Here is a 10,996-nt window from a genome sequence, read left to right as displayed (position 1 = left end):
TCGCCGGTACGTCGGCCAACTCGGCCCGCAGGTACGCATGGTGGTTCCCGGCCGCGGCCTCCCGCAGGCGCGCCTCGCGCTCCCGGTGCACCGCCGCCAGCGTCGGACGGGGGCCGAGCACGGGGGCTCCGGGTGGACCGCGTCGGCGGGCAGGTGGCGCTCCAGCCGGAGCAGCGCACCCGCGGCGCCCAGCGCGGCCACGGCGAGGAGGGCCCAGGGCAGCCGGCCGTCGACGGCGAGCAGCCCGGTGAACAGGGACGGGGCCAGTGCCCCGGCCAGCGAGTAGGACAGCTGGTACGTCGCCAGGTAGCGGCCGCGTACGGCCTCCGGCGCGGCGGAGACCGACAGGGCCCCGGCCGACGGGCTGTGGATCAGCTCGCCCAGGGTGTAGACGATGACGACGGCCAGCAGGCCGACGGCCAGTCCGGTCCCACCGGGCCGCAGCGTGCCCAGCACGATCTGGCCGGCGAAGGCGGCGGCGAAGAGCACCGCGCCCAGGGCCGCCGAGCGGGTCCGGCGGGCGCCGGAGCGGCGCACCCGGGCGGCGACGAGGACGCCGGCGCCGGCGCACAGGGCGGTGTTGAGGGTGAAGGCGGCGCCGGTGAGGGAGTCCGGGCCGTTCAGCCAGGCGGTGAGGTAGAGCGGGAAGAGCACGGACAGGGCCGCGTAGCCCAGCGCGGTCAGGAAGTTGGCGGCGGTCAGGCCGAGGAAGGGGCGGTCGCGCAGCACCATCCGGTACCCGGCCGCCGGCCGGGCCACGGCGCCGGTCCCGGTCCCGGTCCGGCCGGCCTCAGCCGCCCCGCCCGCCTTCGGGAGGGCGTCCCGCACCGGGTGGACCCGGCTGACGAGCAGCCCCGCGAGGGCGAAGGCCAGTGCGGTGGCCCAGGCGGTGACGTCGAAGGCGGCCGGGCCCCAGACCCCGAGGACCGTGGAGACCAGCAGCGCCCCCGCGCCCATGCCGGCGTTCTGCAGGGCCCGCAGCGAGGCCTGGAGCCGGTCCCGGGCGGAGCCGCGGGCGACCTCGCCGATCAGCGAGTGCTGGACGACCGGGAAGGAGCGGTCGGCGAGCGCGGCGACCAGCGCGACCGCGGCGAAGGCGGGGACGGAGCCGGCCAGCGGGTAGAGGGCGAAGCCGAGCACCCGCAGCGCGTAGAGCACGAGGTTGACCCGCTTGGCTCCGTACCGGTCGACGGCGGAGCCGGCCACCGGCATGGAAGCGATCCCGGCGAGCCCGGTCGCCGTCAGGACCATACCGACGACGGCGAAGGACAGACCGGTGACGTGGTGGAAGAAGACCAGCGTGAACGGGATGTACATGCCGATCCCGATCGCGCTGACCCCGATCCCCGCGAGCATCGACCGCTCCCCCACGATCCGTTCCACCGCGATCCGTTCCGCCGCGCCGCGCGCCATGTCAGGTCCCCCCTCGTTCCCCGCACTGTGCCATGTAGATCAGTCGCAAGTAGCTTAGCGTCAAGCTACTTGCCGTCAAGCTACTTTTTTGCGATCTCCCGAGAGGGGGCCGGATACTTCCGCCATGACCGAGAGCAGCAGGACCGGCCAGGACGCCGTCGACGCCATCACCGCGCAGTGGTACGCGGTGCGGCCGGAGCTGGAGACCGCCCCGATGGCCGTCTTCGGCCGGATCTACCGCATCAGCCGGGCCATGGCCGACGCGACGGAGCGGGTGTACGAACGCCACGGGATCTCACGCGGGGAATTCGACGTCATCGGCACGCTGCGCCGCTCGGGCGAGCCCTACACGCTGTCGCCGCGTCAGCTCTCGGCGACGCTGATGCTCACCTCGGGCGGGATGACCGGGCGGCTGGACAAGCTGGAGAAGGCCGGGCTGCTGGGCCGCAGCCCCGACCCGCACGACCGGCGGGGACTTCAGGTCACTCTCACCGAACGCGGTCTGGAACTGGTGGACGCGGCCGTGGTGGCCGGCCTGGAGGTGCAGCGGGCCGCGCTGACCGGGTTCTCCGACGAGGAGGTCGACGTACTCTCGGGCCTGCTGCGCAGGCTGCTCGGCGCCGTCCAATAACGGCGCCGTCCAGTAACGGCGGCGTCCAGTAACGGCGGCGGGCACGTCGCAACCCGGATCAGGGACCCGTATCAGGGACCCGTATCAGGACACAACGAAGCGCCGGAGGTCCCCTGGACCCCCGGCGCTTCGCAGAGCGGGTGTCAGCCCTGCTGCTTGCGCGACTTGTCGCCGACCATCACGAGACCCGCGATGACCAGGAACAGCACGATCGGCAGGAGCACGTAGAGACCGACGGTCTCGGCCACGCTGATGCCCGCACCCGGGTCGTCGCCGTCGTCCGGGGTCACCGCGAGGGCGGGAGACGTCATCAGCAGCATCATGAGCGTCGTACCGGCCGCGACGGCGCCGGCGCGCAGGGCGTTCTTGTTGTCCACGGTGCAAACGTAGCGAACGCCCGAACGAACCGCGCGTCCGGGGTGCCGTACGGGGGTCACGGCCCCGGCGGCACCCCCTCGGCCACCGCCCTGAGCAGGGCTCCGGCCCGCTGCGACGCGGTCAGCCGCTCCAGGGACACCGGCCGGCCGGCCGCGTCCGCGACCGGCAGCCGCCAGTTGGGGTACTGGTCCCAGGTGCCCGGCAGGTTCTGCGGCCGCCGGTCGCCCACCGCGTCCGGCAGCCATACACCGACCAGCCGCGCCGGGGTGCGCACCAGGAAGCGGTACAGGGCCTGTACGGCGGCCTCCTCGCCGCCGGTGTCCAGGCCCCGTTCCTCCAGCACCGCCAGCCACTCGGCGGTGTCGGCGGCGTCCTCGGCCTTCTCCTGCTCGACCGGGCGGGCCAGCAGGCCCAGCCGGTCGCGCAGCTCGACGTGGCCGCCCGTCAGTTTGGCGGCGGTGGGCGGCAGATCGTGCGTGGTGACCGTGGCCAGGCAGTCGCCCCGCCAGGCCCCCGGCTCCAGCGGGCGCCCGTCGCCGTCCCAGTCCCGCTCGAACCACAGCACCGAGGTGCCGAGCACCCCGCGCCGGGCCAGCGCGTGGCGCACGCGCGGCTCGACCGTGCCGAGGTCCTCGCCGATCACCACGGTCCCGGCCCGGTGCGCCTCCAGCACGAGCAGGGCGAGCATGGCCTCGCCGTCGTACGCCACGTACGCGCCCTCGGCGGGCGGGGTGCCCCGCGGCACCCACCACAGCCGGAAGAGCCCCATCACGTGGTCGATGCGCAGCGCGCCCGCGTGCCGGAACAGGGCCCGCAGCAGCGCCCGGTAGGGCGCGTAGCCCGACGCCGCCAGGGTGTCCGGGCGCCAGGGCGGCAGGCCCCAGTCCTGGCCGTGGGCGTTGAAGGCGTCCGGCGGGGCGCCGACGGTCATGCCCGGTGCGTACAGGTCGGGCCGGCTCCAGACGTCGGCGCCGCCGGGGTGGACGCCGACGGCGAGGTCGTGGACCAGCCCGACGGACATGCCCGCGTCCCGTGCGGCCGCCTGGGCGGCGGCCAGCTGAGTGTCGGTCAGCCAGGCCAGCCAGCAGTGGAAGTCGGCCCGGACCGGGTCCGGTTCGGCGGACCGCGGCCAGGTCTGCGGGTCCGGGCCGTGGCGTTCGGCCAGGGCGCACCAGCCGGCGTGCGCGGCCAGTGCCGCGCCCCCGGCGGTGCGGAAGCGCTCGTAGGCGGCGGCCCTGGCGGACTCGCGCGGGACGGCGTACAGCAGCTCCAGGGCGGCGCGTTTGACCGCCCAGACGGCGTCCCGGTCGATCAGGGCGCCCTTGTCCAGGACCTCCTGGCGCAGCACGGCCCCCTGGTCGGCGAGGGCCGCGAGCGCGGTGCGGGCGGTGCACTGCGCGTACTCGGGGATGTCCTCGATCCGCAGGTACACGGGGTCGGCGTAGCGCCGCGAGGACGGCCGGTACGGGGAGGGGTCGGTGGGCGTGCCGGGGACGGCGGTGTGCAGCGGGTTGATCTGGAGGAAGCCGGTGCCGTGGGTCCGGCCCGCCCAGTCGGCCAGGGCGGCGAGGTCGCCGAGGTCGCCCATGCCCCAGGACCGCTCCGACAGCAGGGAGTACAGCTGGACGAGCAGCCCGTGGGCCCGCTCCGGGGCGGCGGGGGCCCGTTCGGGGGCCACGACGAGGGTGGCCTCGCCGGTCCGGCCGTCGGGCGCGACGGCGTACAGGCGGTGCACGCCGAGCGGGGGCGGCCCGGCCGGCAGCGGCGCGTCCTGGCCGGTGGACCACTCGGCGGGCCAGGACGCTGCCGGAAGGGCGTCGCCCGCTCCTCCCGCGTCCTCCTCGCGTTCGAGCCGGAGCCGGGTGCCCGGGGGCAGCGCCGCGAGGGCGGCCGGGGCGGCGCCGCCGGCCCACTGCACCAGGACCGGCGGCAGCAGCCGGCTGCCGGCCGCCGCCTCCGCGGCGGCGAGGGCGGAGCTGACGGCCTGCGGGGTGGAGGCGTCGACCCCGAGGGCACCGAGCACGGCGCGGACCGTGGCCTCGGGCACCTCGACGGTGACGTCCCGGGAGGGCTGGTAGGAAGTGGCCACGCCATGCAGGCCGGCGAGCCGGGCCAGGTCCATCGGCATCCCCTGTTTCTACGTCTAGACGCCCGCGGCGGTGGCGGGCGTGGTCGGCTCGCTCGTCAACGGTGCCTCGTCGGTGAGCGGCGGCTCGCTGGTCAGCGGCGCATGACCGGTATCGGCAAGCGGGGCCTCGCTCGTGAGCGGGGCCCCGCGGTCGGCCGGGAGCCCGGGCTCGCCGCCGGGGGCGGGCAGGAGGGCGTGGAGGGGGGTGTGCCGCACGGGAGCGCTCCTCGGGTCGGGGCCCGGCCGGGTGCCGGGCGGCGGTGGGACACCGCAGCCCTACCCAGCGCCCCGGCCCGCACTCCTGCCGTGGCAGGAGGCTGACACCGCGCGGCCCGCCCGGCGCGGCGGGGCGGTTCCGCCGGCATCTGCTGTGCAAGAGCCGCTGTCCACCTCGTCGGGGTCCGGTGCCGTGGGCCGTGCCCTCGGCGTGCCGGTGAACGCCGCGCCGCCCCGCCCGGGACCGGGTGGTCCCGTGACGGGGCGGCGCGGTGTCAGGAGGCCGCCGGGGCCGCGATCCTGGCGAGGGCGTCGTCCGCGCCGTACGGCTGGAGGTACGGCATCCAGCGCGGGTCGCGGTGGCCGGTGCCGATGATGCGCCAGGCCAGCCCGGACGGCGGGGCCGGCTGGTGGCGCAGCCGCCAGCCCAGTTCCAGGAGGTGGCGGTCCGCCTTGACGTGGTTGCAGCGGCGGCACGCGGCGACGACGTTGTCCCACACGTGCTGGCCGCCCCGGCTGCGCGGGATGACGTGGTCGACGCTGGTGGCCACGCCTCCGCAGTACATGCAGCGGCCGCCGTCGCGGGCGAACAGGGCGCGGCGGGTGAGAGGAACGGGCCCCCGGTAGGGGACCCGCACGAACCGTTTGAGTCGCACCACGCTGGGAGCGGGGACGACTTGCGAAGCACTGTGCAGAAAGGCGCCGGATTCCTCTAGGCAGACAGCCTTGTTCTCCAGGACGAGGACGAGCGCGCGGCGGAGCGGTACGACGCCGAGAGGCTCGTACGACGCGTTGAGGACCAGGACGTGCGGCACGGGTGCCTCCTTGTACGCCGGCGGCGCGTGGCTCGCGCCGGGACGATCTGCCTTCAGTTTCACCTTCCTGCTGGCCGGCGCGCCACCACTCGCCCGTAACGGGTCGGAGGTGTTTTCGCCCACACCCCGTTCATCCCCACTCCGGGCCCGTCTCTCCCTCGAACACGGCAGAACACCGGTGGCGGGGACGTCGGGGAGTCGCAGAGGTTCTGCGGCATCGGCAAGAAGGCACCGGGAATGCCCCGTTAGTGTGGTTGCGCTGCCCGCACCTCTCGTCCGCGGGCAGGCCGCTACATCAGGAGGTTCCCGCCGTGCCCTGGCCCGCCGCCGCGTCCACCCTCGCGACCGAGGTACCGGATATGTCCACCACGGTGAAGGACACGCACGAGAGCGTCACCAACGCCGCCAGTTTCATCGAGGAGAACTGGGCCGGATGGCTGTACGTGGGCCTCCGGATCCTGCTGATCATCGTGATCGCGATGGCGCTGCGCTCGATGGTCCGCAAGGCGCTGACCAAGCTGATAAACCGCATGAACCGCGGCGCGGAGGCCGTCGAGGGCACCCCGTTGGGCGGTCTGCTGGTCAATGCCGAGCGCCGGCGCCAGCGTTCCGAGGCGATCGGCTCGGTGCTGCGCTCGGTGGCCTCGTTCCTGATCCTGGGCACGGCCGGCCTGATGGTGCTCGGCGCCCTGGAGATCAACCTGGGGCCGCTGCTGGCGAGCGCCGGTGTGGCCGGTGTGGCCATCGGTTTCGGTGCGCGGAACCTGGTCACCGACTTCCTGTCCGGCGTGTTCATGATCCTGGAGGACCAGTACGGCGTCGGGGACAAGATCGACGCCGGTGTGGCCTCGGGCGAGGTGGTCGAGGTCGGCCTGCGCGTGACCAAGCTGCGCGGCGACAACGGCGAGATCTGGTACGTGCGCAACGGCGAGATCAAGCGGATCGGCAACCTCAGCCAGGGCTGGGCGACGGCGAGCGTCGACGTGCAGGTCAAGCCGAGCGAGGACCTGAACAAGGTCCGCCAGGTGCTCCAGGACGTCGCCGACGGCATGGCGAAGGAGTCGCCGTGGGACGAGCACCTGTGGGGCCCGGTCGAGGTCCTGGGCCTGTCCGAGATGCTGCTCGCCTCGATGACCGTGGCGGTCTCGGCGAAGACGATGCCGGGCAAGCAGTTCGCGGTGGAGCGGGAGCTGCGCTGGCGGATCAAGGAGGCGTTCGACGCGGCGGGCATCGCGATCGTGGGCGGGCTGCCGCCCGTCGAGGAGGAGGACGCGCCGGCGGACCCGACGGCCGCCGTCGCCGCGCCGTCGGCCCTGGCCAACCCGGCCTCGCCGCAGTCGGCCGCGACCGCTCCGATCCCGGCGCAGCCGGCCGTGCCCGGGCCCAACCTCACCAAGTAGCCGGGCCCGCGCAGCCGGTCGGCCCCGCACCCGTCCCGCATCCCGTGCCCCCGCAGATCGTTTTCTGCGGGGGCACCGGCATTGACAGCCCTCGAACGACGATAGGAAACTTACCTAACAATCACCTTCGGCGAGGGAGCAGATCGAGTCATGGCTTCCGGCACCACCCCTGGAACCCCCAGCCTGCTGCGCGCGATGAACGACCGGGCCGCCCTGGAGCTGCTGCTGGCGCACGGCCCGCTGTCGCGGACCCGGATCGGCCGCCTGACCGGACTGTCCAAGCCCACCGCCTCCCAGCTGCTGGCCCGGCTGGAGGCCGCCGGCCTCGTCGTGGCCACCGGCACCGACGGCGGCCGCCCCGGCCCCAGCGCCCAGCTGTACGCCCTGAACGCGGCCGTCGCCCACGTCGCCGGCCTGGACGTCACCCCGGAGCGGATCCTGGCGGGCGTCGCCGACCTCGCCGGCGAGCTGGTCGGCAGCTTCGAACTGCCCACCACCGGATCCACCGACCCCGTCGCCCGCCAGGTCACCGAGGCGCTCGACGGCGCGGTCAAGGCCGCCGGGCTGCACCGCGGGGACGTCCACCGCGTGGTGATCGCCACTCCGGGCGCCTTCGACCCGCACACCGGGCGGCTGCGCTACGCCAGCCACCTGCCCGGCTGGCACTCCCCCGCCCTCCTCGACGAGCTGGCCGCCGCCCTGCCCATGCCGGTCGAGTACGAGAACGACGTCAACCTCGTCGCGATCGCCGAGCAGCGCCTGGGCGCCGCCCGCGGTCACGAGGACTTCGTCCTGCTGTGGAACGAGGAGGGTCTGGGTGCCGCCCTCGTGCTCGGCGGGCGGCTGCACCGCGGCTGGACCGGCGGCGCGGGGGAGGTCGGCTTCCTGCCGGTGCCCGGGCACCCGCTGGTCCGGCGGGTCACCCGGGCCAACTCCGGCGGCTACCAGGAGCTGGCCGGCGTACAGGTCGTGCCGCGACTGGCGGCCGGGCTGGGGCTGGAGACCGGGCCCGCGGCCGGGCCCGGCAGCCCCGAGGTCGCGGCCGCCGTCGCCCTGCTGAGCCGGGCGGCGGCCTCGCCCGAGGGGCCGTACCTGGGCCTGCTCCAGTCGTACGCCACCGCCCTGGCGACCGGTCTCGCCTCGCTGGTCGCCGTACTCGACCCGGAGATCGTCGTCCTCTCCGGTGCGGTGATCTCGGCGGGCGGCGAACCACTGCGCGAGCTGCTCTCGGCCGAGCTCGCCGAACTGGCCCCCTCCCGCCCGCGCCTGGTCACCGGAGAGGTGAGCGAGCGGCCCGTGCTGCGCGGCGCGCTGGAGAGCGCGCTGGGCACCACCCGCGACGAGGTGTTCGACACGTCCCGCACGTCCCACTGAACGGCACGCCCTGACCGGCCGCACGCCCTGCCCGGCCGCACGGCCCGCACACCCTGCCCAGCCGCACGTCCCGCACACCCTGCCCGGCCGCACGCCCGAACGCCCTGCCCGCCGCACGTCCCGTACGTCCCGAACGCCCTGCCCAGCCGCACGCCCCGTACGTCCGCTCGCGCCATTTCCACCCGCTAGTCTCCGCAGCCGCACGTCCCCCGAGGATCTTCCCCCGCGCAGAGAGAGACCCGCCATGCCCGGAACCCGACGTCTGACCGCCCTCGTCACCGCCCTCGCCGCCATATCCGCCCTCGCCACCGCCTGTACCGGGCAGAGCGGCGGCGCGGCCGCCGACGACCCGGGCGCCGAGGTCGTGCTGAACTTCTGGCACGGCTGGTCCGCACCGTCCGAGGTCAAGGCGATCGAGGAGAACATCGCCCGGTTCCGGGCGGCCCACCCGAACATCACGGTCAAGGTCACCGGCAACATGACCGACGACAAGATCCATCAGGCCCTGCGGGCGGGCGGCGACAAGGCCCCGGACGTGGTCTCCTCCTTCTCCACCGACAGCGTCGGCAAGTTCTGCAACTCCGGCGCCTTCGTCGACCTGAACCCCTTCCTGGAGAAGTCGGGGATCGACACGGCGAAGGTGTTCCCGCCGTCGCTGCTGAACTACACCCGGTTCAAGGGCAACCAGTGCACGCTGCCCCTGCTGAACGACGCGTACGGCCTGGTCTACAACAAGGACGCGTTCCGGGCGGCCGGCATCACCGCCCCGCCGAAGACCTGGAGCGAGTTCGTCCAGGTCGCGCAGAAGCTCACCAAGGCCAAGGGCGATTCGTACGAGCAGCTCGGCCTGATGCCCACCTTCCACGGCTACGAGACCACCCCCATGCGGCTGGCGGCGCAGTGGGGGCCGGCGTACTTCGGCCCGGACGGCAGGTCGAACCTGGCGAAGGACCCGGCGTTCACCTCGATGCTGCTGGCGCAGAAGGACCTGGTCGACAAGCTCGGCGGCTACGAGAAGCTGGAGAGGTTCCGGGCCTCCTTCGGTGACGAGTGGGGCGCCGAACACCCCTTCCACAAGGGACAGGTCGCCATGCAGATCGACGGCGAGTGGCGGCCGGCCATGGCGAAGGAGGCGGGGGTGACGTTCGAGATCGGCACCGCGCCGCTGCCGGTCCCCGACGACCAGGCCGCCGACTACGGCAAGGGCTACGTCTCCGGCACGATCATGGGCATCGCCTCGGGCAGCAGGAAGCAGAACGCCGCCTGGGAGCTGGTCAAGTACATGACCACCGACACCGAGGCGGTGGTGGCCTTCGCCAACGCCATCCACAACGTGCCCTCCACCGTCGAGGCACTGGCCTCCCCGAAGCTCCAGGTGGACGACGCCTTCAGGACGTTCCTCGACATCGCCCGGCACCCCAAGTCCTCCACCACGCCGCCGCATGCGGACGGCGGCACCTACCAGCTGACCTTCACCGACCTTGGCTACCAGCACGAGAAGGGCGCGGTCCCCGACCTGCCCGCGGCGCTGGCCAGGACCGACGCGCAGATCGACACGGACATCGCGAAGGCGGAGTAGTCCGGCGATGACCACGCACACCCTGCGGGCGAAGCGCCGCCGAGCGGCCCTGCGGACCGCGGCCTTCATGTCGCCCTGGCTGATCGGGTTCGGCGTCTTCTTCGCCTACCCGCTCGTCTCCACCGTGTACTTCTCCTTCACGAAGTACGACGGCTTCCGCCCGCCCGTCTTCAACGGCCTGGACAACTGGTCGTACGTGTTCACGCAGTACCCGCTGTTCTGGCCGGCGATGCGCAACACCCTCTGGCTGGTCGTGGTGACGGTGGCCTGCCGGGTCGTCTTCGGCCTCGGCGTCGGCCTGCTGGCCACGAGGATCAAGACGGGCACCGGGGTCTTCCGCACCCTGTTCTACCTGCCCTACCTGGCCCCGCCGGTGGCCGCGACGCTGTCCTTCGTCTTCCTGCTGAACCCCGGCACCGGCCCGGTCGGCACCCTGCTCGACGCGGTGGGCCTGCCGCAGCCCGGCTGGTTCACCGACGCCGACTGGTCCAAGCCCGCGCTCACGGTGCTCGCCGTGTGGGGCGTGGGCGACCTGATGGTGATCTTCATGGCCGCGCTCCTCGACGTACCGAAGGAGCAGTACGAGGCCGCGGAGCTGGACGGCGCCGGGGCCTGGCAGCGGCTGCGGCACATCACGCTGCCGAACATCTCGCCGGTCATCCTGTTCGCGGTGGTCACCGGGGTGATCCAGGCGATGCAGTACTACACCCAGCCGCTGGTCGCGGGGAAGGTGGCGGCCGGCGTGATCGGCGGCTCGGGCCAGCAGTTCGAGCCCGGCTACCCGGACAAGTCCACCCTCACCCTTCCCCAGATCGTCTACAACGCCGGCTTCCAGCGCTTCGACTACGGCAGCGCCTGCGTCCTCGCGCTGGTCCTGTTCGCCCTCTGCACGGCCTTCACGGCCCTGCTGATGCGCCGCCGCGGCGGCCTGCTCGGGACAGGTGAGTGACCCCATGACCCATGCCGTCGACACGTCCGCCACGGGGACCGGCGCCGCGACCGGCGCCGGGACCGGGACCGGGCGGCCCCCGGCCGGCCGGCCCGCCGCCGGCCGGGACCGGG

At 73.8% G+C, this 10,996-nt stretch carries 10 protein-coding genes; 5 read left to right on the top strand and 5 right to left on the bottom strand.

Annotation, left to right across the window (positions count from 1 at the left end; genetic code table 11):
- On the bottom strand, positions 1-1,413 hold a 1,413-nt coding region (locus GPJ59_RS26800), incomplete at its 3' end, for an MFS transporter (RefSeq protein WP_219670271.1).
- 124 nt (positions 1,414-1,537) lie between these two features.
- Between GPJ59_RS26800 and GPJ59_RS26795 the strand changes: the two genes are divergently transcribed.
- Positions 1,538-2,044 carry a MarR family winged helix-turn-helix transcriptional regulator gene (locus GPJ59_RS26795; protein WP_219670270.1) on the top strand — a complete coding sequence of 169 codons (507 nt, stop codon included), beginning with the start codon at positions 1,538-1,540 and terminating at the stop codon, positions 2,042-2,044.
- Positions 2,045-2,187: 143 nt separating this feature from the next.
- Here GPJ59_RS26795 and GPJ59_RS26790 read toward each other — a convergent pair whose 3' ends face one another.
- From GPJ59_RS26790 to GPJ59_RS26775, 4 genes are all read right to left on the bottom strand, one after another.
- Positions 2,188-2,421, bottom strand: coding sequence for a hypothetical protein (locus tag GPJ59_RS26790; protein ID WP_219670269.1), 234 nt, complete (start codon positions 2,419-2,421; stop codon positions 2,188-2,190).
- Positions 2,422-2,477: 56 nt separating this feature from the next.
- Complete coding sequence (gene malQ / locus GPJ59_RS26785) at positions 2,478-4,544, bottom strand: 4-alpha-glucanotransferase (RefSeq protein WP_219670272.1); 2,067 nt, start codon at positions 4,542-4,544, stop codon at positions 2,478-2,480.
- A 21-nt stretch (positions 4,545-4,565) separates the two neighbouring features.
- The gene (locus GPJ59_RS26780; protein WP_219670268.1) at positions 4,566-4,766 is read right to left on the bottom strand and encodes a hypothetical protein; all 201 of its coding nucleotides are present in this window, start codon (positions 4,764-4,766) and stop codon (positions 4,566-4,568) included.
- A gap of 275 nt (positions 4,767-5,041) precedes the next feature.
- Positions 5,042-5,581 (bottom strand): HNH endonuclease, encoded by a 540-nt coding sequence (locus tag GPJ59_RS26775; protein WP_219670267.1) that lies wholly within the window; start codon positions 5,579-5,581, stop codon positions 5,042-5,044.
- 359 nt (positions 5,582-5,940) lie between these two features.
- On the opposite strand from GPJ59_RS26775, the gene GPJ59_RS26770 reads away from it, so the two are divergent.
- The 4 genes from GPJ59_RS26770 to GPJ59_RS26755 all read left to right on the top strand — a co-directional run bounded on the left by GPJ59_RS26770 (position 5,941) and on the right by GPJ59_RS26755 (position 10,883).
- A complete protein-coding gene (locus GPJ59_RS26770) occupies positions 5,941-6,981 on the top strand; it encodes a mechanosensitive ion channel family protein (RefSeq protein ID WP_219670266.1) in 1,041 nt (346 codons plus the stop codon).
- Between the two features lie 150 nt (positions 6,982-7,131).
- Positions 7,132-8,355 carry an ROK family transcriptional regulator gene (locus tag GPJ59_RS26765; RefSeq protein ID WP_219670265.1) on the top strand — a complete coding sequence of 408 codons (1,224 nt, stop codon included), beginning with the start codon at positions 7,132-7,134 and terminating at the stop codon, positions 8,353-8,355.
- A 244-nt stretch (positions 8,356-8,599) separates the two neighbouring features.
- Positions 8,600-9,934, top strand: a complete 1,335-nt coding sequence (locus tag GPJ59_RS26760; protein WP_219670264.1) for an ABC transporter substrate-binding protein — start codon at positions 8,600-8,602, stop codon at positions 9,932-9,934.
- A gap of 7 nt (positions 9,935-9,941) precedes the next feature.
- Positions 9,942-10,883: a carbohydrate ABC transporter permease gene (locus GPJ59_RS26755; protein ID WP_219670263.1), complete on the top strand. Its 942-nt coding sequence runs from the start codon at positions 9,942-9,944 to the stop codon at positions 10,881-10,883.
- Positions 10,884-10,996: the final 113 nt, after the last annotated feature.

Source organism: Streptomyces bambusae, from assembly GCF_019400985.1.
In the GTDB taxonomy this organism is placed as follows: domain Bacteria; phylum Actinomycetota; class Actinomycetes; order Streptomycetales; family Streptomycetaceae; genus Streptomyces; species Streptomyces bambusae_A.
This window is presented reverse-complemented; position numbering and strand designations above follow the sequence as displayed.

Bases quoted from the DNA above. Each gene is read 5' to 3' on its own strand.
- GPJ59_RS26795 (WP_219670270.1), top strand. From the start codon at position 1,538: ATGACCGAGAGCAGCAGGACCGGCCAGGACGCCGTCGACGCCATCACC.
- malQ (WP_219670272.1), bottom strand. From the start codon at position 4,544: ATGGACCTGGCCCGGCTCGCCGGCCTGCATGGCGTGGCCACTTCCTAC.
- GPJ59_RS26770 (WP_219670266.1), top strand. From the start codon at position 5,941: ATGTCCACCACGGTGAAGGACACGCACGAGAGCGTCACCAACGCCGCC.
- GPJ59_RS26765 (WP_219670265.1), top strand. From the start codon at position 7,132: ATGGCTTCCGGCACCACCCCTGGAACCCCCAGCCTGCTGCGCGCGATG.
- GPJ59_RS26760 (WP_219670264.1), top strand. From the start codon at position 8,600: ATGCCCGGAACCCGACGTCTGACCGCCCTCGTCACCGCCCTCGCCGCC.
- GPJ59_RS26755 (WP_219670263.1), top strand. From the start codon at position 9,942: ATGACCACGCACACCCTGCGGGCGAAGCGCCGCCGAGCGGCCCTGCGG.